General features: G+C 61.2%; 28 protein-coding genes and 1 pseudogene. 21 read left to right on the top strand and 8 right to left on the bottom strand.

The features are described 5' to 3' along the window. The 4 genes from AB4Z15_RS05145 to AB4Z15_RS05130 all read left to right on the top strand — a co-directional run bounded on the left by AB4Z15_RS05145 (position 1) and on the right by AB4Z15_RS05130 (position 4,678). On the top strand, positions 1-1,131 hold the full coding sequence (locus tag AB4Z15_RS05145) for an FAD-dependent oxidoreductase (RefSeq protein WP_442016375.1): 1,131 nt from the start codon (positions 1-3) through the stop codon (positions 1,129-1,131). A gap of 79 nt (positions 1,132-1,210) precedes the next feature. Further along, the gene (locus tag AB4Z15_RS05140) at positions 1,211-2,464 is read left to right on the top strand and encodes an aspartate aminotransferase family protein (RefSeq protein ID WP_442016374.1); all 1,254 of its coding nucleotides are present in this window, start codon (positions 1,211-1,213) and stop codon (positions 2,462-2,464) included. A 26-nt stretch (positions 2,465-2,490) separates the two neighbouring features. Continuing rightward, entirely contained in the window at positions 2,491-3,945 is a 1,455-nt protein-coding gene (locus tag AB4Z15_RS05135; RefSeq protein WP_442016373.1) for an NAD-dependent succinate-semialdehyde dehydrogenase, read from the top strand. A 40-nt stretch (positions 3,946-3,985) separates the two neighbouring features. Continuing rightward, positions 3,986-4,678: a GntR family transcriptional regulator gene (locus AB4Z15_RS05130; protein ID WP_442016372.1), complete on the top strand. Its 693-nt coding sequence runs from the start codon at positions 3,986-3,988 to the stop codon at positions 4,676-4,678. 76 nt (positions 4,679-4,754) lie between these two features. Here AB4Z15_RS05130 and AB4Z15_RS05125 read toward each other — a convergent pair whose 3' ends face one another. Further along, entirely contained in the window at positions 4,755-5,111 is a 357-nt protein-coding gene (locus AB4Z15_RS05125) for a cupin domain-containing protein (RefSeq protein WP_442016371.1), read from the bottom strand. 165 nt (positions 5,112-5,276) lie between these two features. Here AB4Z15_RS05125 and AB4Z15_RS05120 point away from each other — a divergent pair, with 165 nt between their 5' ends. Both AB4Z15_RS05120 and AB4Z15_RS05115 read left to right on the top strand, forming a co-directional pair. After that, positions 5,277-5,534, top strand: coding sequence for a hypothetical protein (locus AB4Z15_RS05120; RefSeq protein WP_442016370.1), 258 nt, complete (start codon positions 5,277-5,279; stop codon positions 5,532-5,534). Positions 5,535-5,699: 165 nt separating this feature from the next. Further along, complete coding sequence (locus tag AB4Z15_RS05115) at positions 5,700-7,856, top strand: amylo-alpha-1,6-glucosidase (RefSeq protein ID WP_442016369.1); 2,157 nt, start codon at positions 5,700-5,702, stop codon at positions 7,854-7,856. A 3-nt stretch (positions 7,857-7,859) separates the two neighbouring features. Here AB4Z15_RS05115 and AB4Z15_RS05110 read toward each other — a convergent pair whose 3' ends face one another. Next, the gene (locus AB4Z15_RS05110; protein ID WP_442016368.1) at positions 7,860-8,099 is read right to left on the bottom strand and encodes a hypothetical protein; all 240 of its coding nucleotides are present in this window, start codon (positions 8,097-8,099) and stop codon (positions 7,860-7,862) included. Positions 8,100-8,216: 117 nt separating this feature from the next. On the opposite strand from AB4Z15_RS05110, the gene AB4Z15_RS05105 reads away from it, so the two are divergent. Then, complete coding sequence (locus AB4Z15_RS05105; RefSeq protein WP_442016367.1) at positions 8,217-10,016, top strand: thiamine pyrophosphate-requiring protein; 1,800 nt, start codon at positions 8,217-8,219, stop codon at positions 10,014-10,016. After that, complete coding sequence (locus AB4Z15_RS05100) at positions 10,013-10,249, top strand: hypothetical protein (protein ID WP_442016366.1); 237 nt, start codon at positions 10,013-10,015, stop codon at positions 10,247-10,249. Before AB4Z15_RS05105 ends, AB4Z15_RS05100 begins: the two co-directional genes overlap by 4 nt. 7 nt (positions 10,250-10,256) lie before the next feature. Here AB4Z15_RS05100 and ilvD read toward each other — a convergent pair whose 3' ends face one another. Further along, entirely contained in the window at positions 10,257-12,119 is a 1,863-nt protein-coding gene (gene ilvD, locus AB4Z15_RS05095) for a dihydroxy-acid dehydratase (RefSeq protein WP_442016365.1), read from the bottom strand. Between the two features lie 86 nt (positions 12,120-12,205). Here ilvD and AB4Z15_RS05090 point away from each other — a divergent pair, with 86 nt between their 5' ends. The 4 genes from AB4Z15_RS05090 to AB4Z15_RS05075 all read left to right on the top strand — a co-directional run bounded on the left by AB4Z15_RS05090 (position 12,206) and on the right by AB4Z15_RS05075 (position 15,064). Beyond that, entirely contained in the window at positions 12,206-13,039 is an 834-nt protein-coding gene (locus tag AB4Z15_RS05090; protein WP_442016364.1) for a helix-turn-helix transcriptional regulator, read from the top strand. Positions 13,040-13,450: 411 nt separating this feature from the next. After that, positions 13,451-14,047 carry a matrixin family metalloprotease gene (locus tag AB4Z15_RS05085; protein WP_442016363.1) on the top strand — a complete coding sequence of 199 codons (597 nt, stop codon included), beginning with the start codon at positions 13,451-13,453 and terminating at the stop codon, positions 14,045-14,047. 209 nt (positions 14,048-14,256) lie between these two features. Continuing rightward, on the top strand, positions 14,257-14,871 hold the full coding sequence (locus AB4Z15_RS05080; RefSeq protein ID WP_442016362.1) for a hypothetical protein: 615 nt from the start codon (positions 14,257-14,259) through the stop codon (positions 14,869-14,871). Between the two features lie 76 nt (positions 14,872-14,947). Beyond that, complete coding sequence (locus tag AB4Z15_RS05075; protein WP_442016443.1) at positions 14,948-15,064, top strand: hypothetical protein; 117 nt, start codon at positions 14,948-14,950, stop codon at positions 15,062-15,064. Positions 15,065-15,100: 36 nt separating this feature from the next. On the opposite strand, the gene AB4Z15_RS05070 is transcribed toward AB4Z15_RS05075, so the two are convergent. Beyond that, positions 15,101-16,054: a cation diffusion facilitator family transporter gene (locus AB4Z15_RS05070; RefSeq protein ID WP_442016361.1), complete on the bottom strand. Its 954-nt coding sequence runs from the start codon at positions 16,052-16,054 to the stop codon at positions 15,101-15,103. A 115-nt stretch (positions 16,055-16,169) separates the two neighbouring features. Between AB4Z15_RS05070 and AB4Z15_RS05065 the strand changes: the two genes are divergently transcribed. From AB4Z15_RS05065 to AB4Z15_RS05055, 3 genes are all read left to right on the top strand, one after another. Further along, entirely contained in the window at positions 16,170-16,877 is a 708-nt protein-coding gene (locus AB4Z15_RS05065) for a FadR/GntR family transcriptional regulator (protein ID WP_431120094.1), read from the top strand. Positions 16,878-17,013: 136 nt separating this feature from the next. Then, positions 17,014-17,475 (top strand): hypothetical protein, encoded by a 462-nt coding sequence (locus AB4Z15_RS05060; protein ID WP_442016360.1) that lies wholly within the window; start codon positions 17,014-17,016, stop codon positions 17,473-17,475. A 142-nt stretch (positions 17,476-17,617) separates the two neighbouring features. Beyond that, a complete protein-coding gene (locus AB4Z15_RS05055) occupies positions 17,618-18,511 on the top strand; it encodes an SGNH/GDSL hydrolase family protein (protein ID WP_442016359.1) in 894 nt (297 codons plus the stop codon). On the opposite strand, the gene AB4Z15_RS05050 is transcribed toward AB4Z15_RS05055, so the two are convergent. After that, the gene (locus AB4Z15_RS05050) at positions 18,508-19,614 is read right to left on the bottom strand and encodes an EAL domain-containing protein (protein ID WP_442016358.1); all 1,107 of its coding nucleotides are present in this window, start codon (positions 19,612-19,614) and stop codon (positions 18,508-18,510) included. The two genes, AB4Z15_RS05055 and AB4Z15_RS05050, sit on opposite strands and share 4 nt — an antisense overlap. Before the next feature lie 170 nt (positions 19,615-19,784). On the opposite strand from AB4Z15_RS05050, the gene AB4Z15_RS05045 reads away from it, so the two are divergent. The 3 genes from AB4Z15_RS05045 (at position 19,785) to idi (ending at position 22,701) form a co-directional block, all read left to right on the top strand. Further along, on the top strand, positions 19,785-20,600 hold the full coding sequence (locus AB4Z15_RS05045) for a CPBP family intramembrane glutamic endopeptidase (protein WP_442016357.1): 816 nt from the start codon (positions 19,785-19,787) through the stop codon (positions 20,598-20,600). 132 nt (positions 20,601-20,732) lie between these two features. After that, positions 20,733-21,983, top strand: coding sequence for an Nramp family divalent metal transporter (locus tag AB4Z15_RS05040; protein ID WP_442016356.1), 1,251 nt, complete (start codon positions 20,733-20,735; stop codon positions 21,981-21,983). Between the two features lie 169 nt (positions 21,984-22,152). Continuing rightward, positions 22,153-22,701: an isopentenyl-diphosphate Delta-isomerase gene (gene idi, locus AB4Z15_RS05035; protein ID WP_442016355.1), complete on the top strand. Its 549-nt coding sequence runs from the start codon at positions 22,153-22,155 to the stop codon at positions 22,699-22,701. Between the two features lie 70 nt (positions 22,702-22,771). Here idi and AB4Z15_RS05030 read toward each other — a convergent pair whose 3' ends face one another. After that, complete coding sequence (locus tag AB4Z15_RS05030) at positions 22,772-23,308, bottom strand: MarR family winged helix-turn-helix transcriptional regulator (protein WP_442016354.1); 537 nt, start codon at positions 23,306-23,308, stop codon at positions 22,772-22,774. Positions 23,309-23,481: 173 nt separating this feature from the next. Between AB4Z15_RS05030 and AB4Z15_RS05025 the strand changes: the two genes are divergently transcribed. Beyond that, positions 23,482-25,023 carry an HNH endonuclease gene (locus AB4Z15_RS05025; RefSeq protein ID WP_442016353.1) on the top strand — a complete coding sequence of 514 codons (1,542 nt, stop codon included), beginning with the start codon at positions 23,482-23,484 and terminating at the stop codon, positions 25,021-25,023. 45 nt (positions 25,024-25,068) lie between these two features. Here the strand turns inward: AB4Z15_RS05025 and AB4Z15_RS05020 are convergent, their stop codons facing one another. Together AB4Z15_RS05020 and AB4Z15_RS05015 are read right to left on the bottom strand one after the other, a co-directional pair. Further along, on the bottom strand, positions 25,069-25,383 hold the full coding sequence (locus AB4Z15_RS05020) for a hypothetical protein (RefSeq protein WP_442016352.1): 315 nt from the start codon (positions 25,381-25,383) through the stop codon (positions 25,069-25,071). 31 nt (positions 25,384-25,414) lie between these two features. Beyond that, positions 25,415-26,169 (bottom strand): annotated as a pseudogene (locus tag AB4Z15_RS05015) (class I SAM-dependent DNA methyltransferase). A gap of 109 nt (positions 26,170-26,278) precedes the next feature. On the opposite strand from AB4Z15_RS05015, the gene AB4Z15_RS05010 reads away from it, so the two are divergent. Together AB4Z15_RS05010 and AB4Z15_RS05005 are read left to right on the top strand one after the other, a co-directional pair. Beyond that, positions 26,279-26,665, top strand: coding sequence for a hypothetical protein (locus AB4Z15_RS05010; RefSeq protein ID WP_442016351.1), 387 nt, complete (start codon positions 26,279-26,281; stop codon positions 26,663-26,665). Continuing rightward, the gene (locus AB4Z15_RS05005; protein ID WP_442016350.1) at positions 26,665-26,865 is read left to right on the top strand and encodes a YegP family protein; all 201 of its coding nucleotides are present in this window, start codon (positions 26,665-26,667) and stop codon (positions 26,863-26,865) included. Before AB4Z15_RS05010 ends, AB4Z15_RS05005 begins: the two co-directional genes overlap by 1 nt. Positions 26,866-26,893 lie beyond the last annotated feature (28 nt).

Here is a 26,893-nt window from a genome sequence, read left to right as displayed (position 1 = left end):
ATGGATGGAAAACTCGCCGTCATCGGCCTGGGCAGCATCGGAAGCATGGCACTCTGGCAGGCCTCACGGTTGTCCGATTCCGTGGTCGGCTTCGAAGCACACGCCCCCGGGCATGGCCGAAGTGCGGTAGGTGGCGACACCCGCCTGTTCCGGATGCTTTACAGGGGAAGGCCGGACTACTACCCCATCCTGGAGCGCTCACGGGATCTCTGGGCCGAGCTCGAAGCAGAAACGGGACAGGATATCCTCACCCGGTGTGGCGGACTCTCCATCGGCACAGTTGATGGACCCTACATTCCCAAGCTGCTGGAAACTACCCGGATCAACGGAGCGAGGCACCAAATCCTCACTCGTGAGGAAATGGCGGAACGCTACCCGCAGCACAACCTCCGGGCTGATGACGTCGCCGTTTACGATCCCTTCGGCGGCGCACTTCGCACGGATCGGGCAGTTACCGCGGCGGTTGCAGCGGCACAGGCAAACGGGGCAACCGTCCTCAGCAATACTCCTGTCAGCAGCATCACCGAAACCAACGACGGCGTTGTCGTCACCTCCGGCGAACAGTCCTGGACCTTCGAACGGGTGATCATCGCCTCCGGTGGGTGGTCCCAGCAGCTCATGCCCGAGTACCTGAAGGCACACACGGAAACCCGCAGGATTTTCCTGAGCTGGTTCGTCGCCCGCGACGCAACCCAGTTCACGCCGGAGAAGTTCCCCATCTTCATCAGGATTTCCGGCGATCGCTCCATGTATGGAGCGCCCGCGGTGGATGGCGTCACTGTGAAAGCCACCCTCGACGGCCGCGGAGCACCGACGCCGGCCGCAGACTCAGTGCCCAGGGACCTAACCCAAGCGGAGATTGCAGAAACCACTGAGACGGTTACCGAATTCTTCCCGGGCTTGGTTCCCAGCATCGTCCGCTCGGATGCCTTCCCGGACCTCTTCACCTCGGATTCGCAGCCCCTCCTGGGCTTCTTCACTGAGTCAGGCCGGATCTACTCCGCCACCGGGTTCTCCGGGGCCGGCTTCAAGATGGCTTCCGGCTACGGCCAGATCGCTGCCAGCGAGGCACTTGGCAAGGGCGGCTTTGACGGCCTGGACTTCGTCCGTCCACAGAGGTTCAAGAACTAGGCATCACACGATTCGCGGGCTAACCGCCCGCGAATCGCGTATTGTTGACAATCTACAGTTACTAAGAAAGTATGAAGCCATGGCAACACTTAGCCCCATCCTGAAGCAGGCCACTCCAGTGGTCGTGGACTACGCGTCCGGTAGTTGGATCCACGCCACAGATGGCAAGAAGTACCTGGATTTCACCACCGGAATCGGCGTCACCAGCACCGGACACTGCCACCCCGACGTGGTGGCCGCAGCCCGCGAACAGGTGGGCAAGATTGTCCATGCCCAGTACACCACCGTGATGCACAAGCCCCTCCTGGAACTCACGGAACTGCTGGGTGGCGTCCTGCCACAGGGCTTGGACAGCGTCTTCTACGCAACCTCCGGCTCTGAAGCAGTAGAGGCCTCCATCCGTTTGGCCCGCATGGCCACCGGACGGCCCAACATCATCTCCTTCCAGGGTGGGTTCCACGGCCGCACAGTAGCGGCCGCCTCCTTGACTACTGCGGGAACCAAGTTCCGCTCAGGCTTCTCCCCCATCATGGGCGGCGTTCACGTTGCCCCGTTCCCGCACTGGTACCGGTACGGCTGGGACGAAGCCACCGCCGTCGAATTTGCCCTGAAGGAACTCGACCACCTTCTGATGACAATCAGCGCCCCCAGCGATACTGCCGGGTTCATCATCGAACCCGTTCTGGGCGACGGCGGGTACATCCCCACCCCTGTCGCATTCCTCCAAGGCCTGCGTGAGCGCGCCGACAAGCACGGCATCGTGCTCATCCTGGACGAGGTCCAGGCGGGAGTCGGACGCACGGGCAAGTTCTGGGGACACGACTGGGCCGGAATCACCCCAGACGTCGTGATCACCGCCAAGGGACTTGCCAGCGGCTTCCCCATCTCCGCAATCGCCGCCTCCGCCGACTTGATGGGCAAGGCTTGGCCAGGTTCCCAGGGCGGAACCTATGGCGGCAACGCAGTCGCCGCAGCAGCCGGCGTCGCAACCTTGGGTGTGATCCAGCGGGAGAACCTCGTGGAGAACGCCTTGCTGCGCGGTGACGAACTGCGCGCAGGACTGGACAATCTGCAAACGGAATTCTCGGGAATCGGCAACGTGCGTGGCCGCGGCCTGATGCAGGGCGTTGAGTTCACCGCCGCCGACAACACCCCGGACGCAGCAACTGCCCTCGCCGTCCAACAGGCCGCCATCAAGGAAGAACTCCTGCTCCTCACCTGCGGTCCGCATGGCAACGTCATTCGCCTGATCCCGGCCCTGAACGTCAGCAGCGATGAAATTCAGCAAGGCCTGTCCAAGTTCACCCAGGCGCTCAAGACGGCCACCTCCTAGTCCCCCTGATCACTGAAAGAGCGACCATGACTACCTCCTTTGATCCCTCCACCATCCCAACGGACCTGTTCATTGACGGAACGTGGCAGAAAGCAGCCAGTGGTGCCACCTTCGCCGTTGAGAACCCTGCCACGAACGAAGTGATTGCCCACGTTGCCGACGGCGGCCCTGAAGACGCTGCCGCGGCTATTCAGGCAGCGGGTCGCGCACAGGCGGAGTGGAGCAAGTCCACACCTCGTCAGCGTGCCGATATCCTTCGACGCGCTTTTGAATTGGTGATCGCCAACACGGACCGGCTCGCCGCGATCATGACGGCGGAGATGGGCAAGCCACTCGCAGAAGCTAGGGGCGAGGTAGCCTATGGCGCCGAAATGCTCCGCTGGTTCTCGGAAGAAGCAGTCCGCATTGGCGGTGACAGCGCCAGCTCCGTGGATGGAAACACCCGTATCCTCATCACTAAGGAACCAGTGGGCCCCTCAGTCCTGGTGACTCCGTGGAACTTTCCGCTTGCCATGGGTGCCCGCAAGATCGCCCCGGCCGTTGCTGCCGGCTGCACCATGGTCTTCAAGCCTGCTGAGCTGACACCGTTGACGTCGCTGGCCTTGGTCGCCCTGTTCAAGGAGGCCGGCCTTCCCGACGGCGTGCTGAATGTTGTGACAACGTCCACCGCCTCCACGGTGGTCCGGACCTGGACTGACAGTGGCATCGCCCGAAAGATCAGCTTCACTGGTTCCACGGAAGTGGGCAAGGTTCTGCTGAAGCAGGCGGCGGACAACGTGATGCGCTCCTCCATGGAGCTCGGCGGCAACGCCCCGTTCATCGTGCTGGCCGATGCAGACATCGAAAAGGCCGTGGACGGCGCCATGAAGGCCAAGATGCGAAACATGGGCGAGGCCTGCACAGCAGCAAACCGCTTCTTCGTCCACCGCTCCGTCGTAGAGGAATTTGGCGAGAAGTTCTCCAAGAAGATGTCAGAATTGCAGGTAGGCAACGGCGCCAAGGCTGGTACCGACGTCGGGCCCCTCATCGAACAGAAGGGCCTGGAAAAGGTCGAAAGCCTCGTTGCAGATGCAGTATCCAAGGGAGCACGCGTACTGACCGGCGGAAGCCGTCCGGATGGCCCCGGCTATTTCTACACCCCCACTGTCCTGGTAGATGTGCCCACAGACGCCGCGCTGATGAGCACGGAAATCTTCGGCCCGGTCGCAGCAATCACCGCGTTCGACAGTGAGGACGAAGTTCTCCGCCTGGCAAACGACACTGAGTGGGGCCTGGTGGGGTACGTGTTCACAGAGAGCATGGACAAGGCACTGCGGTTCTCCGCGGAACTGGAAGTCGGAATGGTCGGCCTGAACACCGGCCTGGTTTCCAACCCCGCGGCACCGTTCGGCGGCGTCAAGCAATCCGGACTCGGACGCGAGGGCGGAAAAATTGGAATCGAAGAATTCCTGGAGTACAAGTACACCGCAATAGCGGTCTAATAGTTTCAAAATTGCCGAAGCATGAAATGAGGGGATGTCAATGGCGGCACCGGAGGGAATGTTCGTATTGGAAGGCCGGCCCACGGCCCAGCTGATCGCTGACCAATTACGTGAGCTCATTGTCCAAGGGGCCTTCAGACCTGGCCAGCAGGTCAATGAATCTGCCTTGGCCAGCCAGCTGAGCACTTCGCGGGGTCCGCTCCGCGAGGCTCTCCAACGGCTTTGCCAGGAAGGCATCCTGGTGAGCAAGCGCAACCGCGGTGTCTTCGTGCTGGAGCTTTCCACGCAGGATGTCAAAGAGATCTACGCTGTCCGTGAAGCAGTGGAGTTGGCCGCGGCAAACACGCTTTTGGACTCGGACGCAGAGCAGGTGGCGGATACCTGCCGAGAGCTCAAGGGCATCATCCGGAACATGGCCAAGCAGGTTGCGGCCTCGGACTGGCAGGCCATTGCCCGCCTCGACATGCAATTCCACACGGCCTTTGTTTCAGGCACTGGAAACACGCGGCTCATACGTATTTATGAGACTCTTGCTGCCGAATCCAGGATGTGTATTTTGAGCCTGGAGGTGGCATATCCCCGCATTGATGCACTTGTGCAGGAGCACCAGCAGCTCCTTGACCTCCTTGAGGCCCGGGACCGTAGCGGACTTCAGCAGGCCATCAAACGCCACATGCAGAAGGCCGTGCAGGACCTCACTTCCAGCCCGGAAGTAACGGGAATTACTGCTTAGGCGGGAATTACTGCCTAGGAAAGTCCCCATACAGGAAGGGCCCGGTTCACGTGAACCGGGCCCTTCCTGCATGCAGTTAGTTTGTGGGAACGTCCGTGACAACCCACATCTTCCGCAGCGTCTCGTGGATGGTCCAGGTGCCCGTCCATCCTGCCGGAGTAACGAACAACGTTCCGGGACCGATGTCGAAGCTGGTTCCGTCTTCTTCCGTGATGGTCGCCTTGCCACTAAGGATCTGGCAGATCTCGTCATAACCCGGTCGGGTGCTCTTGAACACGCCCGGCGTGACCTCCCAGATGCCCGTCTTGTGGTTATCGCGGGCCCACAAACGGAACGAGACCTCAGTCTGGCCCGGTGTGCTGGTGGTTGCTTTGGGGATGTGCTCCCCCGGGTCCTGCGTTGTTGCGTCGCTCATGACAGTGGCCTTGATCATGGATTCTCCTTCTGGGGCTGCGCCCTTTTGAACGTGCCTGCCGTCTTTGGAAAGCACAGTTTCCATCCTAGCAATTGTCAACAATCGACGATAGGCTTGAAGGAGAAAATATTCAGCGGACGCCCTGCCACCGATGCCAGCCCCGTCACCAAGGAGAACTTCCCCATGAAACTCATCTGGAAAAACAGCCTGGAAAGTACTCCTGCCGCATGCAGCGCGCAAAGCCGAAGGGTATCGCTCTGGAACTCCCTGGAAGCTGGAGATGTAGTTTCCCTCAGCCTCCGCGGCTACGAGTACCACAGAGGCACTGTGGAAGATCGGACTGCGGACGGACAAACGATCTGGGTAATAGACCGCATCGGCGAACGGCGGCTTTTCCACATCGATGATGACTACGATCTGCTGGTCGCCTCCCAAGGCTGACAGCCCCGTGACTGACAGCGCCCCCGGCTGACAGCGCAAAGCAACAGCTACCAACGCTCTAGCCCCGGCAGGCCAGCAAGAGTACCGTCGAGGTGACGATGTAGCAGGACAGCCGGGAGCCTGGAACAGGGACTGGCCGTCCTTGGTTCTTAGAGGAGCCATACAGTGGCTGGATGGAATGCAGATACAGCAGCCGGACCCCTCGGCGCCGGGACTGTCACTTTGGTGGAAGGCACGTCCTTCTGCATCTCCCTGCCTAATGGCGATATTCACCCGGACCATCCCCACGGCATGTTTTTCCAGGACACCCGGGTCCTGTCCGATTGGGTCCTCACCATCAACGGCCAGTCGCTGGAGCCTCTGACCGCCCAGACAAAAGAGCCCTACAGGGCAGCCTTCGCCGGCCGCGTCACACGATCCGACGGGTATGCGGATACACCGCTGATCGTGGAGCGCTTACGGGAAGTAGGCGTGGGAATGGTCGAGCACGTCACTATCCGCAACCATTCGATGGAACCCGTGGAATGTTTGGTCGAATTCGCAGTGGGCTCGGACTTCGCGGACGTTTTCGAAGTCAAGGAAGCGCGGGTCCAGAGGCAGTGGGAGGAGTCCCGCGAGTACCACCACAACACACTGACCATCCGCTCCAGGTGGCAGGATGTCCGGAAGTCCGTCGTCGTAAGTTCCGATGTTGCCGAGGCGACCCGCGAGGGCCTCAGATATCAGACCACTATCCCTCCACGCGGGCACTGGAGCACCGTGGTCACCATTGCTCCCGGAACTGAGGGAGGGGCGCCTGCAGCGCCTGTGGTGCGTCCCGCCGTCGGCGAGCTGTCCCGCAGCGATCAGCGCCGCCAGGAATGGGTGGCCAAAATTCCCGTGCTGCACATGGGTAACCACTCCATCGAGAGGACACTGCGGCGCAGCTATGACGATCTCGGCGCCCTCCGCATTGAAGACCCCACTCACCCGGACAGGGTGGTTGTGGCAGCAGGAGCGCCGTGGTTCATGACGCTGTTTGGCCGTGACTCCCTGTGGGCCTCGGAGATGGCCATGCCCGTTGATCCGTCACTCGCCCTGGGCACGCTGCAAACTCTCGCTGACCGGCAAGGCAAGGTGGTGGATCCCATCAGCGAGGAAGAGCCCGGGAAGATCCTGCACGAAGTCAGGCTGGACGTCTCCAGCGGACTGTCGCTCGGCGGCAAATCCGTTTACTACGGCAGCATCGATGCCACCCCGCTGTTCGTGGTTTTGCTGGGGTCGGTCAGCCGGTGGGGGTTCGCCCAGGAGACTATCGCGGCCTTGCTGCCCAACGCGGACAGGGCCCTGGACTGGATCCGGGACTATGGCGACAGGGACGGTGATGGATTCGTCGAATATCAGCGGCTCAATGATCGCGGGCTGATCAACCAGGGCTGGAAGGACTCGTGGGACGGCATCAATTTTGCGGACGGGCGCGTGGCTGAGCCGCCTATCGCCCTCTGCGAGGTTCAGGCGTACGTCTATGACGCGTACATGGCACGCGCGTGGATAGCGTACGACGCCGGTGACGCACCTTTGGCGCGGGAACTCGTCGACCGCGCGGCGGAGTTAAAGGTCCGGTTCAACGAGCAGTTCTGGATGCCGGACCGCGGCTATTACGCGATCGCTTTGGACGGCAAGAAACGGCAGGTTGACGCGTGCGCCTCGAACATGGGGCATTGCCTGTGGGTGGGGTTGGTGGACGAGGACAAGGCGCCACTCGTGGCCGAACGGCTGATGTCTCCGGAGATGTTCAGTGGGTGGGGTGTGCGCACCCTCGGAACCGACATGGGCGCCTACAATCCGGCCAGCTACCACAACGGTTCCGTGTGGCCGCACGATAATGCCGTTATTGCCGCCGGCCTGATGCGCTACGGATTCGTGGAGGAGGCCCAACGAATTTCGACGGCCTTGCTCGAAGCGGCCGACTACTCCGAAGGGCGGCTCCCGGAGCTGTTCTGTGGCTTCAGCAGGGAGCAATACAGCGAGCCCGTTCCGTACCCCACGGCGTGCTCGCCGCAAGCGTGGGCAGCCACCTCCCCCATCCAACTGGTCACCAGCCTGATGAGGTACGACGCCCATGTGTCGCGTGGCGGGTTCTGGATGGATCCCCAACTGCCGGCGTCCTACGGCGACCTGCATATCACCAACGCGCCCATGGGTGGCGGCCGGGTAACCATCGATATCGCCGATTCCGTTCCCACCGTGCAGGGGCTTCCGGACGGGATGGTCTTCCACAGAGGACACCGGCCCTGGTTGACCGAACTCGTGCAGCAGGCCGGCCTCCGGAAGGAGGGCTGACTGCTATGACGTTGTCATCAAATTGGCCGCAGGTCGGGCGGCTTGGGTCCCAGCGGCTGTTTCGCGCATGATCCAGAGAGCTGGAGTCCCGTGCAGGGCAGGCATCACCTCGCCCTTGGTAATGAGACGCGTGGCCCTCGGATCTCCCGCAACTGACCACCATCCGGTGTTTGGGCAGTGGTGCCCGGTGCGCGATGTTTCAAAGAGCTCTGGAGCCAGGGTAGCGGGGCGTCGCTTCTTCATGGGAGGTCCTTCACGCAAGGGGGCTTCGGCGGATGCTTGGCCCGGGTTTCAGGTGATGAACCAAGCGTAGCAATTGTCAACAATTGACGATAGTACCTAGCGAGAGGAATTTCAGGCATGGCCGAACGAACAGTTTCGGACCTCATCGTGGAACGCCTTCAAGCGTGGGGCGTGGACAGGGTCTTCGGATACAGCGGCGACGGCATCAACGGTTTCATGGGCGCGCTCCGCAGAGCACAGGATGCGGTGGAATTCGTGCAGGCAAGGCACGAAGAAGCAGCCGCCTTCATGGCCGTGGGGCACGGAAAATACACCGGCGGCGTCGGGGTGGTGACTTCGACGCAAGGTCCTGGCGCTATCCACCTGCTCAACGGACTGTACGACGCCAAAATGGACGGCGTTCCAGTGGTGGCGATCATCGGCCAGCAAAGTACCACCGTCCTGGGCTCGGCCTACATGCAGGAAATTGACCTGCTGACAGTGTTTAAGGACGTTGCGGCACAATTTGCACAGCTCGCCAGCTCCCCGGAACAGGTTCCCATGCTCTTGGATCGCGCGTTCCGAACAGCGCTGGAGACGAAGTCCCCGTGCGTCGTGATCATCCCCCACGACATCCAGTCCGCAGAGGCACCCGAACTCGAACATGAGCACGGAATCGTTGTCACCGCCCCTGTATGGCACCCCGCACGGGTGATGCCGCGGGAGGAAGACCTGGATGCCGCCGTCGAGATCCTTTCCAAGGGTGAGCGGGTAGCGTTCCTGGTGGGCCAGGGAGCCCGCGGTGCCCGGACCGAGGTCCAGGCGCTGGCCGAAAAGCTGCAGGCCGGCATCACCACCAGCCTGCTGGGAAAGCCGCACGTCGACGAGACGCTGCCCTTCGCTGCCGGCACCATGGGTCACCTCGGCACCCCTGCCAGTGCCTACGTCCTGAACAACTGCGACACACTGCTGATCATCGGCTCCAACGATCCCTGGACGGAGTTCTACCCCGAACCTGGAACTGCCAAAGCTGTCCAGATCGACATTGATGGCCGGAAGGTTGCCAACCGTTACCCCGTGGAGGTTGGGGTTGTGGGCGATGCGGCCGCGTGCCTGGCGGAACTCACCCAGCGGCTCGATCAGCAGCCCAACCAGCCGGAAAGTGCGCGTACCCAGCGGCGTTCCGACGTCGAAACCCAGGTCCGCGCCTGGCGTCATCTCTCGGAGGAACGCGCCAACATACCGGCAGATCCCGTGGACCCGGAACTCGTGGTCCGCGAACTCAACGGCAGGCTTCCGGACAACGCACAGTTGAGTATCGACGTCGGCAGTTGCGTTTACTGGTACGCCCGCCAGCTGATCCTCCCGCCGGGAGTCCCGGCCCATCTGAGCGGCACGCTCGCCAGCATGGGCTGTGCGATTCCCTACGGTCTGGCTGCCAAGCTTGCCTACCCGGACCGGCCTCTTGTGGCACTCGCCGGGGATGGAGGGATGCAGATGCTGGGCATCGCGGAGCTGATCACCGTGGCGCATCGGTGGCGCAACTGGGCCGATCCCCGGTTCGTGGTGTGCGTTTTCAACAACCGCGACCTTGCTGAGGTCTCCTGGGAGCAGCGCGAAAATGAGGCTGAACCGCGGTTCAATGCCAGCCAGGAGATCCCGGACTTTCCTTACGCCGCCTATGCGGAGCTGCTGGGCCTGGCAGGAATACGCGTGGAGGACCCGGCCAAGCTCGGCGACGCGTGGGATTACGCGTTCTCGCTGGACCGCCCTGCAGTCCTGGAGGTCCTGACAGACCCGGACATCCCGCTGCTTCCGCCCTTCCCTGCCGGGGAAAAGAAGCTCGAAGACATGCGGTCCGCGTTGGCAGAAGAAGGCGCCGACGGCGAGCGGGCTCGGAAGCTACTGGACAGCTATGCGGAGGCGGAGGTCAAATGAACATCCAGCAGTGGTGGACGCAGTTGAGTCCCATGACCCGTGAATGGTTGATAAATAACAACGGCGCCGCCGTGCCCCCGGAAATCGTTGCCGAGATCGCGGGGGCCGGCGGACCACAACCGGCTGATTCATGGTGGGTCGCCGAGGAGGACGGTCCGGGACTGCAGATGCCGGACGAAGCCATCGATTGGATCGAGGCCATCGCCAACGGAGAAACGCCCGAACAGTCCTGACCTGTGCTTAGAGGTTCTCCACCAAAGAGACGTCGCGGACGGCGCCCTTGTCCGCCGACAGTGCCATGGCGGCGTAGGCACGCAGCGCGGGAGACACCTGGCGGTCGCGGTTCTTCGGCTTGTAACCGCCGTTGACTTCGAGTTTTTCACGGCGTTCGGCAAGGATCTCGTCCGAGACCTGCAACTGGAGGGAGCGCTGCGTGATGTCGATGCTGATGATGTCGCCATTCTCCACCAAAGCGATGGCGCCGCCGGAGGCAGCCTCCGGCGAGATGTGCCCGATCGACAGGCCGGAGGTGCCGCCGGAGAAGCGGCCGTCCGTGATGAGGGCGCATTTCTTGCCCAGGCCACGACCCTTGAGGAACGACGTCGGGTAGAGCATTTCCTGCATGCCCGGGCCGCCCCTGGGACCTTCGTAGCGGATGACCACCACGTCGCCTTCCTTGATGGTCTTGTTCAGGATCATTTCCACGGCTTCGTCCTGTGACTCGCACACAACTGCCGGGCCTTCGAAGGTCCAGATGGACTCGTCCACGCCTGCGGTCTTCACCACGGCACCGTCCACTGCTACGTTGCCGCGCAGCACAGCCAGGCCGCCGTCCTTGGAGTAGGCGTGCTCCACCGAACGGATGCAGCCGCCCTCCGCATCGGTGTCCAGTGAGGTCCACTTGTTTGACTGCGAGAAAGCTGTGGAGGAGCGGACACCACCGGGAGCGGCGTGCCATAGTGCCTGCGCCTCCTCGGTGGCCTTGCCGCCGCGGATGTCCCAGTCGTCCAGCCAGCCGTCCAGGTCATCAGAGTGCACGGAGTGGACGTCCTTGTGCAGGAGGCCGCCGCGGTTCAGCTCACCCAGGAGTGCGGGGATGCCACCGGCGCGGTGTACGTCCTCCATGTAATAGGTCTTGTCTCCGGCGACGTTCGGGGCCACCTTGGCCAGGCAGGGCACTTGGCGGGACTTGGCGTCCATCTCTTCCAAGCCATAGTCCACCCCCGCCTCCTGGGCCGCGGCCAGCAGGTGCAGGATCGTGTTGGTGGAGCCGCCCATGGAGATGTCCAGGGCCATGGCGTTGTCAAAGGCCTCGGCGGTGGCGATGGAGCGCGGCAGTACGGAGTGGTCGTCGCCGTCGTAATAGCGCTTCACGAGTTCGACGATTGTGGTGCCGGCCTTCTCGTACAGCGCCTTGCGGGCGGTGTGGGTTGCAAGGACGGAGCCGTTGCCGGGCAGGGCCAGGCCGATGGCCTCGGCGAGGCAGTTCATGGAGTTGGCGGTAAACATGCCCGAGCAGGAACCGCAGGTGGGGCAGGCGTTCTCTTCGATGAGGTTGATGTCTTCATCGGAGATGGATTCGTCCACGGCGTCGGCAATCGCGTTCACCAGGTCCAGGGAGCGCACGGACCCGTCTGTCAGCGTCACGCGGCCGGCCTCCATGGGACCGCCGGAAACGAACACCACGGGGATGTTCAGGCGCAGGGCCGCCATGAGCATGCCCGGGGTGATCTTGTCGCAGTTGGAGATGCAGACCAGTGCGTCGGCGCAGTGGGCGTTGACCATGTACTCAACGGAGTCCGCGATCAGGTCGCGGGACGGCAGGGAGTAGAGCATGCCGGAGTGACCCATGGCGATGCCGTCATCCACGGCGATGGTGTTGAATTCGCGCGGCACTGCGCCGGCGGCGAGGATCGCGTCAGAGACGATCCGGCCCACAGGAGCAAGGTGGGTGTGGCCGGGAACGAACTCGGTGAAACTGTTGGCGACGGCGATGATCGGCTTACCGATGTCCGCGTTGGCGACGCCGGAAGCGCGCAGCAGTGCGCGGGCGCCGGCCATGTTGCGGCCGTGAGTGACTGTTCTGGAGCGAAGTGCAGGCATGTGTACCATCCTGCTGTTGTTCTACGGCGGGTGGAAGACGGTGCTGCTACTAGTAGTGAAAGTACCAGAGTAATAGTGTTGGGTCCGTGAAAGATGAGAGACGCAAGGAACTGGGACTCTTCCTCAGGACCCGCCGAAACCAAGCCCTGCGTTCTGACTATGGACTTCCTCCAGTGGGGCGGAGCCGGGAGCGGGGCCTCCGCCGGGAAGAGATCGCGTTCCTGTCCGGAGTCAGCGTCACTTGGTACACCTGGCTTGAGCAAGGCCGGGATATCAGCCCTTCCCGGCAGGTGCTCGAGGCCGTAGCCCGCACGCTGCATCTATCCGACACCGGGCTCAGCTACGTTCTGTCGTTAGGCGGCTATTCGTCCGCCATGCCAAAGGGGCCCGTTGCAGCTGATGCTCCCCCGCACGTACAACGGCTACTGGAGGCCTTGGATCCCAACCCTGCCTATGCACTTTCGCCGGACTGGGGAGTTGCTGGCTGGAACAAGGCCTACGAGGCCCTGTACCCGAACATAGGGACGTTCGACGCCTCGGACAGGAACCTGTTGTGGCTCGTCTTCACGGATCCCTACGTCCGCGATCTGCTCCCGGATTGGGACGTGACCAGCAAGCGGTTCCTTGCCGAGTTCAGGGCCGAAACGGGTCAGCGCCTTGGCGATCCTGATGTTGAGTTCCAAGTTGAACGGCTCAAGCAAGCCAGCCCGGAGTTCCAGGAAAGCTGGGACCGCTACGACATCCTGGGCTTCGAGTCCCGTGAACGTCTCTTCCATCATCCGGCGGTGGGTGTGCTGCAGATGGAGCACCACCAGGTCTCGCCGTCGGATAGGCCTGATCTCCATATCGTGGTCTACACACCGGCGCTTGGGAGCAACGCAGGCGAGCAGATGCAGCGGCTGATGGGGAAGGGAAACTAGCGACTATGTTGCTTGGCAACACTGGCGCTTCGTCGATGTTGCAACACGCGTTGCTACCTATTAAGTGTGTCTAATAATCAGAACGTGACGCAGAATCCACTAAATATTTGCCGCTTTATGAGCATCTCACTAATCGGCATACCGCGTCACAGAAGCTGTTAATTAATAAACTCATCTAGGTATTGACAATAATCACACAAACCCTTGAGACTAATCCCACGACCGGCATCTCCGGCTCGAGGACAGCGAGGGGACGCTTGCCTCAATCCAAGCTCCACATCCTCATCAGTAATAACTCATGGCGATCTTTCTCTGGAAGACGTGTGCGGAAATGTGATGCGCTAACAGGTCATTGATCAATCCGGCACTCCATAGAACACATCCCGCATGGATAACCCATGAGAGGCAATTATGACTACACCACTGAAAAGGTCCTTTATAGCAGTTGTTATCACGGCACTCTTGGCCATCGCGCCGGCGACCAGCGCCCATGCGGCGACACCAATCTTCGGGCATCGATACCAAAACGGTGTTGGAAGTATCGGCGCATGGTTAAACTACGGATCGGGCGTTGGCAACTGGGAATGGGCTATTTCAAGTGCGACGAATAATTGGATGTATCCAGGATGGAATAATCCGGTCTACATCCACTTCGTCACCAGCAACCTTGGTTCCACCCTCGATTTCCACCAAAATAACGACGCGTACTTCGGCGGCGGAATGATCACGTTGGCACGGACAAGCTTCTTCTCCAGCACCGGAGGAACCGTCAACCCTTCTTCATCGAACTGGACGTATGCAGAAGTGCACATAAACAACAATGTCTACGCTTCATCGAGTACGTCGAATGAGGCAGCCATTGGGACAACCGTTCATGAGATAGGCCACGCCTTCGGGCTTGCCCATTACAACGGCAACCCTTTCAGCATTATGTGCCAGACGGCGTATGGAAGAACTGTACAAAGAGTTGCAGCTATTGATAACGACGCTGTCAACAGCCTGTACTAGGAAAGCCAGGATCCTCCGCAATGGCAGGTTCGGCAATAACTGATGCTTCGGATTCTGCTAGTTGTCATCCACAGTCAAAGGGGAAGAACTACCTAATGAACAAGTTAAGACTATCGTTGGCGTCTGCTGGGCTAGCGTTAATGATCGGCCTCACGTCTTGCGCATCCGAAGTACCGAAGCGCGAGCAAGAACTAAATCAGCAGTCTGGAGTGACTGCATCGATAAAACCGAATGATGCATATGCCAATATCCCGCTTGACCAAATTCAGGAGGCGGGGTCGGACATTGATTTCCTCTGGGATCCACGGGATCCATTTTACGGATATAATAAATATCCGATCGTAGCGCGAGTTTATATCGAATCCATCGATGGCGGGCGCACATTCAGTCCTGTCTCAAACCAAAGCGTCTTCCCGCAGACTGTTGGCAAGATGACGATTCGCGAAGTTTATAGAGGTGACCTCAAGCCAGGTGCTCAGGTAACATATTCCCGAGTCGGCGGAACCGTAACCTACGATGATTACTGGAGCAGCCTCAATCAGGCGCAAAAGGACAAGATACTCGGCTTGAATCACGGCGAGAAGCCAAGCGACACGAAGTATGTTCAAGCAAAGATCACGGACGACATCGATGTTGAGGTGGGCAAAGAATACATTGCGCTCCTCCTACCGCAGTCTTCCAGTGATGGAAAACTGCACGAATATTTCATAACCGGATACCAGTACGGTCTCAGAGAAGCTAAAGGTTCCGGTAACGCTACAACGGTCCTCAACAACGAGATGCATACGTGGGAGAGTCTCGGCAGCTTCGTAAAGTTGCCCTAGCTTTCAGTTGAATCAGACGCGGGCCGCAACGCCCGCGTCTGGAAGACTCCACTGGCAGCTTTTCCATCACCCGGCAGTGGGCGTGCTGCAACTGGAGCACCACCAGGTCTCGCCGTCAGATAGGCCCGATCTCCACATCGTGGTCTACACACCGGCGCTTGGGAGCAAACAGGCGAGCAGATGCAGCGGCTGATGGGCAGTGGCCAGTAGCAAAGGCACTGGCCAGAAGCTACGCCCCAGACCAGGCTGTTTCATCCGGAGTAGCCAGCGTCAGCACGGCCTCCTCCACGGTTTCATGGTCCTCCAGCTCACGCTCGATCCGGCGCAAGGCAACTGCTACTTGGTGTTCCGGGTGGTCACCCTGCAGGTCGACGGCGGCCACGACGTAAAGCTTGCGCGGGCCGACAAACTCCACGTGGAGGTAGGTGAGCCGGGCAATGTCCCTGTGTTCGAGCACACGCCGGGCAATGGAACGTTCAATGTCCGGCGTTACACCTTGGCCCACCAGGAAGCGCCGGTTGCGGTCGATCAGCACAACGGCAACAACCGCCAGCAGAACACCGACGACGATCGAGCCCACGGCGTCCGGCACAGCCGAACCCGTGATCTGGTGCAGGAACACGCCGGCAAATGCAACCACCAAGCCGATCAGTGCAGCAGCATCCTCTGCGAACACGGCGCGCAAGGTGGGATCAGAGCTGATCAGGACCTGCTTCAGGGTGTTCCGTTCCAGCTGTTGGGCCATCTTCCTGGTCTGGCGGAAGGCCTGGACAAAGGAGACTCCTTCCAGGACAAAGGCCACGGCCAGCACCACGTATGCCACCAGGAAGTCCGAAGCCGGCTCTGGCGTGATGATCTGCTGGATGCCATGCATTATGGACACCACTGCGCCAGCGGTGAAGAGTCCGAAAGCGGCAAACATGGACCAGACATACGCTTCCCGGCCATAACCCATCGGATGGCTGTAGTCCCTAGGGCGCCGGGAGCGCCGTTCCGCTACGAAGAGGAATACCTGGTTGCCGGTGTCCGCCCAGGAATGCGCGGCTTCGGCGGTCATGGAAGCAGATCCGGTGATGATGGCAGCCAGCGATTTGGCCGCCGCAACGAGGGCGTTCGCCGCAAACGCAATGGCAACGGTCAGCAGTGTGGAGCCGGGCTTATCGCGCTTCTCGGATGCCGCCATGGAGATACCGTACCCAAATGGAGCCCCGTCAAGCAGCACTTCAGACCCGTCAAGCGGCGCAACTCCCGCGTAACAAGTTGCCCCACTCTGTGAGCCATGCCATATTCATTCCATGATCAGCCTGTTGGACAGCTGGACTGCTGGACAAACCAAAGTCGTAAGGGTCGGTGCCGCCGAGGCAGTGCTTGCCACCCTGAGGGCTGCCATTGAAGACGGCAGTCTTCCAGTAGGTTCGCGCCTGGATTCGGAAGCCACGTTGGCGCAGCAGTTCGGCGTCAGCAGGACCATGGTGCGCGAGGCCCTGAAGTCTTCAAATGCCTTGGGCCTGACCGTAACCCGGACGGGCAAGGGCACTTTCGTCATCGCCGACAAAGTTGGCCAGGACCTGAAACTGGGCAAGTACTCGGCACGCGAACTCCTGCAGGCACGGCCTCACATTGAAGTGCCGGCCGCCAGCTTGGCCGCGGAACACCGCAGCCAGCAGGATGTCGAATCACTGCGGGAAATCCTGCTGGCCATGGATAAAGAAGACGATCTGGAACAGTGGGTCATCCTCAATTCCGAGTTCCACGCGATCATCGCCCGCAGCAGTGGCAATGGCGTCTTCGCATCGATGCTTTCCGATATCGATGAGGCCATGGCCAATCAGTCCAGCACCTTGAACCAGGTAGTGGACCGGAGGAAGGAATCCGGACTTGAGCACGCGGCCATTTTCGAAGCCATCGAAAACGGCTCGGCTGAGGATGCCGGGATCGCCATGATGCGGCACCTTCATGGCGTAGAAGGATCGCTTGGGGCTGTCCTACCGGTTTCGGCGCCCTAAAGCCCGCGATCGGACAACACAGCCCACCACACCATTCGGATGGATTCAACGACGAATCCGCCCCGTCTCATTGCGCCCCACTGGGTGCCCAACCATAGGAAATGATGACAAAAAAGTCGACCGCTTGGACACGGCCATGACAACGACTTCCATCAAAGCCCCAACCCGAACCACCAGCAAGACCCGAACCCAACTCACCAGAAGCCAAATCCTCAACTACCTTGCTCGCAATGGCGCAAGCAAAGTATCAGACATCACCCACGGCGTCACAGCCTGCAAAGATACCGTCAAGGCCCGCCTCTCCGAACTGGAGGAAGAAGGATCCATCCGGGCCAACGTTCCTGCCGATATCCGCGGAAGAACCACGCCCTACTACTCGCTCACCACAGCCGGCCTTCCGCCGGAGACGCCAAAAACAGTCATCACGGTGCACATCAAACACGCTGCTGACGGCCGGTTGACGCTGGCATTCGACGACTACCCGGGGCTCACCGCTACAGCCCGGAGCTTCATCGATATACCGGCCGCTGCCCGCAACGCCGCGTCACGTTACACCGGCCACCCTGAGGACAGCTTCGCAGTCCACATCCGCTTCTGAAACAACGACGGCGGTACGCGCCTTCCGCGAGGTACGTGTCATGGGTGCGTACCGCCGTCGTGCATCATCTCCGGCGCCGTTCCGCCCCAGTTGACACATCAAAGCCATGGCATTGCGCCGTGGGAGAGCGCAATATGGGGGAATGAACGCCTCCAGCGCCGATGGCCCGGCGCAGGGTGGTCCCGCCGCATTCGGGACCAGCCTGCACCCGTGGAGCCGCTACGTGGCGATGGGCGATTCTTTCACCGAAGGGGTAGGCGATCCGGAGCCGGGCAGCCCCGGCGGACTGCGGGGCTGGGCTGACAGGGTTGCGGAAGAACTGAGCGCCGGCCACGAGGACTTCGCCTATGCCAACCTGGCAGTGCGAGGACTGTTGCTCCACCAGATCCTGACGGAGCAAGTAGGCCCGGCCCTTGACCTGCGGCCGGATCTCATCACGCTCAATGCCGGGGGAAATGACCTGCTGTTCCACAGGAGCGATCCCGACAAACTCGCACTGGAACTCGATGCCGGCGTGAAGGTTCTGGCCGCCACCGGCGCAACAATCCTGCTGTTCGCGGGCCCGGACTGGGGTGCGACGCCGGTGCTCGGACATACCCGTGGCAAGGTAGCCATCTTCAACGAAAACATGCGCATCATCGCTGCCCGCCATGACGCCGTGATCGCAGACCTCTGGTCGCTGCGCCAGCTCACCAACCCTCAGATGTGGGATCGGGACCGGTTGCATTTCTCCCCACTAGGCCAGCACACCATCGCCATGATGGTGCTGGATACCCTCAATGTCCCGCATACCTTGGAGCCGATGATCCCCAAGGCCCTGCCTCCACGCAGCTGGCGGGAGGCGAGGGCGGACGACATCGTCTGGGCACGGGAACACCTGGTTCCCTGGGTTCTTCAACGTCTCACGCAAAGGCTGGCCGATGACAACCGGCACCCCAAGCGGCCGGATCCCGGGCCTGTTTTTGGCGCCGAAATGCCGCCGGGCACGTACGTGGGAACGGTTCCGCACAGTGAAACAGAACCCCTGGGAAACTAGCCCGTCGGCTGGGCCTCGGCTTGCGCGCGAATGCTCCAGGCGGACCAGTCCAAGGGGTGAACCGAGGGGCGTCCGAGCAAATATCCCTGGGCGGCAGTCACTTTTAACGCCGTGACTTCCTTGAGTTCCGCGGGAGTTTCGATGCCCTCCGCAACCACCGCAGCTCCAACTTCCCGGGCGAGCTCGACCACGGCCTTGGCCCGGATCCGTTGTCCCTCGCTGCCTTCGATGCCTTCAATGAGATGGCGATCAAGTTTGATGATGTCCGGGCTCAGCTCGCTCAAAAGGTCCATGGAAACGAAACCTGCCCCGGAAGCGCTGACAGCAACACGCAAGCCGAGCGAGCGCAGCTGGCCGAGTCCGTCGTCGCGCGTTTGGCCTTCCAAGGCTTCCAGGCTGCCGGTTAGTTCAACGATGATCCGGTCCGGGGCCAGCGATGCAGCAGCAAGCAGGTTCCGCACCCTCGGGTCACGGGACGTCGCCGGAGTGAGGTTCAAGGCAACATACATGTCGTGGGGGACGTCTTTGGCCGCAGTCAGCGCGCAGTGGAGGGCTGCGATCTCCAATTCAGTGCCCAGGCCTGCTTCCGCGGCCTCGCGGAACCACACATCCGCGCCCGCGCCGTCCTCACCGACAAACCGGGTCAACGCTTCGACGCCCACAACGTTGCCGTCAGGCAGCGCGTGGACCGGCTGGAAGGCCGTCAACAAAAGCTTGTCCGCGAGTATTGCCTGGATGTCTTCCCGAACCTCCCGGCTGACGGGAACTGTCACCGTGCGCGCTGCATCGGAGGACTCAAGGTGGACACTGGAATCCTCCTGCCGAACCGGAACCGCCGGCTCTGCGGCCGAGGCCTTCCGCGTTTCCAGCAGATGCTCCAGCAAAGCGCCCTCGGGATCATCCGGACGAGCCTCGATGAGCTGGCGAAGTTTGTTCCTGGCCCCTTCACTCTTGGGATCAGAATCAGCGAGGATGGCATCGATGATGTCCATCACCTGTTCGCGCATGGTCATGTCCTGGGCAAAGGTGGACGCCTCGACGCCCTCCGCTGATGGGTGGTCAGCACCGCCGCCCGGTGGAAAAGAGCCCGCTTCTTGAGCCATTGAATATTCCTTTATGAGTATCCCCCGCTGGCTAAGCCAGACATGACCTGACCCGGAAAAGCATGGGCCCTGCCACGAATCTTACAGAGAATTTCCCCGTTCCAGTTAGGGGCCTGAGGCAGTATAGGAAAACCGTGTCGTGTGGCAGCCAGCACTGGGATGCTAGAGGTGTGATGTCGATTTCCACGGAATCCCGGACCGCGCTCACCTGGAAGCTTTTGCCAGCGGGGCTGCTCTCCCTGTCCGGGGTGCCGATTTTCGCCCTGGGCAATGATTTTCTCGGTTACGCATTCCTCGCGGCCAGCATTGTCACCGCTGCGTTTATCGACCACGGCTTGATGCGGCACCTCGCGTTGGTAGCTGCCGGAATGGTCACCATCAGCCTGGTACCCCTGAACGCGGATCTCAGCATCGAACACATGGCACTCATGGGTGGCGCCTTGGCTTTGGCCGTGCTGGTTCCGTGGCTTGTATCCCGCTACCTGTACGACGAAAAGATCATCAAATTTCCGGTCAACACGGGCCGACCATGGCCGCTCGCCGCGAAACTATACCTGGTGGGCGTTGTAGCGCTTGGGTACTTCATCCTGCCGGCCTACCTGATCCGGACCGGCGTCTACCACAATTGGCCGGACGCCTCCGATCCGAGCATCTTCTGGCGTCTCTTCCTCGGAGTGAACTCAGTGGGTATTTGGGACGAGCTGTTCTTCATCTGCACCACGTTCACGCTTTTGCGGCAACACTTCCCCGACTGGCTGGCCAACCTCCTGCAAGCCGTGGTCTTCTCGTCCTTCCTGTGGGAGATCGGCTACCAGGCCTGGGGTCCCCTGCTCACCTTCCCGTTCGCGCTGCTGCAGGGCTATACGTTCAAGCTGACGAAGTCCTTCACATACGTTGTGTCAGTTCATCTGCTCTTCGATTTCGTCCTGTTCCTGGCCTTAGTCCATGCGCACAACCGTGACTGGTTGCCCATCTTCCTGTACTGAATGACGCGCTGGAGGCGCTCGTTGAACCATGACTGGAGCAGCTCCGAAAAGGAATGCCTAAGAACTACTTTTCGGTATGCCTAACTTTCGGTTATCCTCGAAACAGACTTCCGCGATGACGAGGATACAACAATGGCCGCCCCCACCCTGCAAAGACGACCAGCACCAGCAAAGGTATGGTCGCGCCTGCTCCTGCTCGGCCCTGCATTCGTGGCGGCGATCGCCTATGTCGACCCCGGCAATGTGGCCGCAAATCTGACAGCCGGAGCAAACTACGGATACTTGCTGGTGTGGGTGCTGGTTGCAGCCAACGCCATGGCAGTCCTTGTGCAGTACCAATCAGCGAAACTCGGCCTGGCAACCGGCCTGAGCCTTCCGGAGATTCTCGGCAAGCGGCTTGGAACCAAGCGCCGGCGCCTCTACTGGGCGCAGGCCGAGATCGTTGCCGGCGCCACGGACATGGCAGAGGTGATTGGCGGTGCGGTTGCCCTCAATCTCTTGTTCGGGCTTCCACTACTGGCTGGCGGCCTCATCGTCGGCCTCGCTTCAATGATGCTGTTGGCGCTGCAATCCCGCCGCGGACAGCGCTCCTTTGAGTACGCGATCCTGGTATTACTGGGAATCATCGCAGTAGGTTTTGTGTCCGGCTTGTTCGTCAACCCACCGGACGCCGGAAGCGCACTGGGCGGTTTGCTGCCCCGCTTTGAGGGCACGGATACGGTTCTGTTGGCAGCAAGTATGCTCGGCGCCACCGTGATGCCACACGCGATCTATCTACACTCGGCCTTGGCGAGGGACCGGCACGGCTTCTCCGAGAACCCGGCTGTGCGGACACGGCTGATCCGCGCTACCCGCTTTGACGTTGCGGGCGCCCTTTTGCTTGCTGGCGTGGTGAACATTTCGATGCTCTTGCTGGCTGCATCCAGCCTGAGGGGCATTGAGGGAACGGATACGATTGCCGGTGCCCACGCGGCCGTTACGTCGGCACTTGGTCCGGCTATCGGCGTCATCTTCGCGATTGGCCTGCTGGCCTCCGGCCTAGCGTCGACGTCGGTGGGCTGCTATGCGGGTGCGACCATCATGGGCGGCCTTCTCAAGGTACGCATCCCCTTGCTGACCCGTCGTGTAATCACCCTGATTCCAGCATTGATCATCCTGGGAGCAGGTGTTGAGCCCACGCTGGCACTGGTGTTGAGCCAAGTGCTGCTCAGCTTCGGAATTCCGTTCGCGCTGATCCCACTCATCAGACTCACGGGCAAGCGCGAGGTCATGGGTATCCATGTGGACTCCAAGCCATTGAAGATAGCAGGCTGGACGAGTGCCACCTTGATCGTGGGCCTGAACATAGTGCTCATTACGCTGACGATCAGCGGGCAGTCCTGAGGCGCTGCCCAGACCCATGTGCCGCGCTGCCGCGCTGCCGCGCTTACAGGGCGACCAGCAACTCTCTGACCTGGTGGATATAAGCCTGGGATAGCCTAACTTCACATGCTAAGCTTCTAGCTAGCTTATCTAGCAATGTTGAAGTTAAGGCGCCAAGGGAAGGCGTGTAGTGAACGCGACAGAAATGGTCGTCCTTCTCGACGACGCCGGCAGGCCCATCGGCGAAGCCCCCAAGGCGGGGGTTCACACCCAGGACACCCCGCTGCATCTGGCATTTTCCTGCTACATACTCAACGGCCTCGGGGAGCTCCTCCTAACACGTCGCTCCCCCGAGAAGAAGACATGGCCAGGTGTCTGGACCAACAGCTTTTGCGGGCATCCAGCTCCCGGCGAGGACCCTGAGGATGCGGTTCTCCGGCGCGCCCGCTTCGAATTGGGAGCGGACGTCGGGCGGATCGAACTAGTCCTCCCCGGCTTCCGTTACCGCGCTGTGGACTCTTCAGGCATCGTCGAGAATGAGATTTGTCCGGTCTATGTGGCCCGGATCCTTGGACCGCTCAGGCCAAATCCATTCGAAGTCGCCGACTACGCATGGATGATGCCGGGACTCGTTGCAGAAGCCCTGGAGAGGACTCCTGCTGTCTTCAGCCCATGGCTGGCACTGCAATTTCCACAGCTCACCGAGGTTCAAGCCCTGGGGCTCGGAGCACAAGCTTGACTGTCACATCCTGCGCCAGGCACGTCCAGTGCCAAACGCGCCGGAATGATCTCCTCGCGGCAGCCTGAGGTCATGAGGGGCTAAGTCCCGCGTCCTTTTCGTCAACTGGGTCTTCGTCGATCGTGTCCAAAGCCTCGCGCATGTTTTGCAGGAAGTTCATCACCACCCGCGCTTCTTCTGGGCCCAGGGCGCTGGCAACGTCCAAAATCCGGCGATGCATTCCGCCCAGCGTGTGCCGGACTTCCTGATCCGAACCGGCAGTAGGCCGCAGAATCAAGGCCCGACGATCCGTGGGATGCGGTTCCCGCCGAATGTGGCCGGAATCCACTAAACGATCGATCAGCGTAGTCATTGACGCCGACGTTATGCCCAAGCGATCGCCCAGGTCCTTGGGCTTCATCACCTTGCCCGCGGCTTCCGCTTCGAAAAGGTACCGCAAGGCCAAGAGGTCCTTTTCACCCATACCCATGGCCGAGCGGGTCCTTCGACGCATGGCCTGTTCCGAGACACGATAATCCCGGAGGGCATTGAGGACGTCAACGGCATGGGCTTTCTGTCCAGGGTCCTTGCCGTACCAATAGCCCTTAGCGTGGCCGTTTGCGTCCATCCCATGATCCTTCGGTAAGCGTGAAGCTTGTTTCCCTAGTATCTGATCCTAATTCACGGTGCTGGGTGACCACAGGGAGGCATGGGTTGCACGCCGCACACGAGCCATCCGAGGTTTTCCACATAGGCAGGTTGGCCCGTCCTAACGCTTCTGCCGGCTGGAAGAGTAGGGGTATGGAGCGGAACCGAGAGAGCCAAGCAGCTATGTCGGTTTCCGCTGTGCCCGTTTCTGATCCTTTGACCGCTGGCTCTAAGGGCTCGGGCTCCCGTGGGTTCGATGTTGGGGCGTTGCTTGCCGGAGTCGGCTCTTTCCGGGTTGGCGCAGGCAGCAGCGAGTTGATCGATCAGATTCGCGGGCTGGAGGACGTGAAGTCAGCGATCACGGCCCTGCAGGCCAAGATCGCTGTGGCGTTTGATCTTGGGCAGCGCCGTGAACAAGCCACCGCCGGTGTGCCAGCCTCGGAGCAGGGCCAGGGTGTTGGGGCGCAGATCGCGTTGGCCCGGCGTGAGTCACCCAACAGGGGGTCCCGGCTCCTCGGTCTGGCCAAGGCCCTGGTCTCGGAAATGCCCCGGACCATGGCGGCCCTGGAAACCGGGCAACTGAACGAATGGCGTGCCACCCTGCTCGTGAAGGAAACAGCCTGCCTCTCCGTCGAAGACCGGGCCGCGGTTGATGAGGAACTCGCCCCCGACACCGGAACCTTCGACGGCGCCGGAGACAAAACCATCATCGCCGCCGCACGATCCGCAGCCTACCGGCGCGATCCCCGCTCCGTCACCCAGCGCGCAGCCCATGCCGCGTCCGAACGGCACGTCAGCCTCCGCCCGGCCCCGGACACCATGACCATCCTCACCGCACTGCTCCCCGTTGCCCAGGGCGTCGCCGCTTACGCAGCGCTCACCCGCCCCGCCGGCTCGGCCCGCTCCGGCGGGGACACCCGGAACCGCGGACAGGTCATGGCCGACACCCTCGTCGAACGCCTCACCGGCACACCCGGCGGGATCACGGGCGTCAACCTCAACCTCGTGATGACCGACCGGACCCTCTTCCAAGGCAACAGCGAACCAGCACGCCTCCAAGGCTACGGAATAGTCCCCGCCGGGTGGGCCAGAACCCTCATCACCGGAGGACAAGCTGGGCAAGAAGCGAAAGCGGGCGTCGACGGGCAAGCTGACGTGAGCCCGGACTTCAACGTCTTGCTCCGCCGGCTCTACACCGCACCCGCCAGTGGTGAACTGCTGGCCATGGACTCCAGAGCGCGGCTCTTCCCACCCGGGATGAGACGCTTCATCGAAACCCGGGACGACACCTGCCGCACCCCCTACTGCGATGCGCCCATCCGCCACACCGACCACGTCATTCCCTGGCACAACGGCGGCACCACCAGCCTTGCCAACGGCGCCGGGCTCTGCGAAGCCTGCAACCACACCAAAGAAAACCCCGGCTGGAACACAAAAACAATCCCCGGCGGGCGTCACCAACTGGAAATCAACACACCCACCGGACACGCCTACCAATCCAAAGCCCCACCCCTGCCCGGCCACACTCGCTCTCCAGCAACTTCACCGTCGCCGTCTTCACCGGCACCGTCTTCACCGTTGCAGGCAGAGGCGCCGGCAACAGCGTCATGGTCACCAACTTCGCCTGCTACCCACTTTTCCATGGCTGGGATGCTGCTGGAGAACGTCTTGCTGCACCGCACCAGTTCGAACTGATATCAGGGCGGATGCGGCACGAGGGCTACGCCGAACAAGCTTCATTTATGCCTGGACCGACTCAGCCGGGACGTCGTCGCCAGCCTCAGCAATCTGGTTCAGCGGGGTCGTGATTTCGGCGGGAACACCGGCCGTGCGGGCAGCAGTGACCAGCCCACCGAGTACCTGCTTGTCCTCAACACTCACCAATCCGTCCTGGACCACAGCACAAATTTGTTTGTTGACTTCCTCGGCAGCAGCAGTGGCCACCTTTGAGGCTGCTTCGCTGGCCGCATTCCCGGCGGCTTCCTCCACGGAGCCGCAGCCGGCGAGGAGGAGAAACAGGGGGACGGCGGACAATGTTGCAAGGCGGCGATTCATGCGTTCCAGCCTAACAACCCCAACCGGAGGCTTAGAGTTCCGTCAGCCGGTACACAGATACGTGGCTGTGTGAATCGGCGGTGAATTCGCTGCGGTCCCAATCCGCCCATCGGGACTCAAGCTCAAACCCGGCTATCCGCGCCATGAGGTCCAGCTCGCTCGGCCATATGTATCGGTGTGGTGTCCGGTCGATGCGTGCGGCCCGTCCGTCGGACAGTTCCGGACCGAATCGCACATGGTGCGAAATGACATGCTGCTGGAGCACGTCATAACTGTCCACCAGGATGTACCCGGGCTCGCTTACTTCCACTGTTCCCCCGTGTCCTGGTGGGAGCGAGCGAAGCTGCGGCACCCAGAGCTCAATGACGAACCTTCCGCCAGGCGCAAGATGGCTGGCCGCATTCTGGAAGCAGCGGATCTGCTCGTCCTGGGTCAGCAGATTGGCAATGGTGTTGAACACCAGGTAGGCAAGCGAGAAGTTGGTGCCCACCCGTGCCAGGGTCATATCGCCCTGAACCACTGGAATCCGGTCCTCGCCCACTTTCTCCCGTAATCGGGCGATCATCGCGTGGGACAGTTCGATGCCGCTGACCCGGACGCCCGCCTCCGAGAGGGGGATGGCCACCCTGCCCGTACCAATGGCGAACTCGACCGCGGGACCGTCTCCTGCTAGTTCCGAGAGGACCTCCACCGTGGGGCCAAGCACCTCAGGGGAGAACATTCCTTCCCTGGGGTGTCGTACTGGGTGGCGGCTTCCTCGTCCCAGAGCCGTTGCTGGTTGATCATCCTGCCACTATTGCAGATCACGTAATCATTGACATGACATAACTCACATTCTGTAAGCTTGATTGAAAGTCACGCAGCCGGCTTCCCTCGATCTATTCGGGAGGTCCGCATGGCCCCCAACTCCCTCAAATCCGAGATCCTCCTCGCACATGGAGGCGTATCTTCCGCGGCTGCTGTCGCTCGAAGAAGAGCAGCAGGACACCATGTCGCGACCAACAAACCCGACGCCCTCCTCGGGGCGATAGCCGTACGGCAGCTGTTTCATCGGTGGCCTTTGGTTCCATCCCGCGAGCTTGAGCGCATCCGCCACGTCCTCATCCATTGCGATCAGCTGGGCTCTGCTGATACCCATCACTTGTCCCAGCCGGCACAAGCGCTCCTGGAGCTCATCAACAACGAGTTGGATCGGCGTCGTTCACTTAGTGATCAGCATGCGACCGACACACAGGCGGCCGATACAGATCCGGCAGAGGCAATGCAGCGGGGCGCCGCTTAGTGGCGGGGCATTTCGAAGTCGTTGACGCCACTGGCGGCGACTGCAGGGTCCGCCTCGTCGATGATGACGGGATCGAACTCGCGCTCACCGTCACCTATAGGGACAAAGGCGCAGCAGCCAAGGCCATTTACACGCTGAGGGAGATCGCAGCGAGTGGCCTCATTGAGGACCACACGTCTACGTTTCCCTCGCCACACTGAGACGCATTAGCGGTTGTTCCCACGGCGG

Source organism: Paenarthrobacter sp. 2TAF44 (assembly GCF_052114885.1).
In the GTDB taxonomy this organism is placed as follows: domain Bacteria; phylum Actinomycetota; class Actinomycetes; order Actinomycetales; family Micrococcaceae; genus Arthrobacter.
The sequence above is the reverse complement of the archived record's forward strand: the minus strand, read 5'-3'. Positions and strand labels throughout refer to the sequence as shown.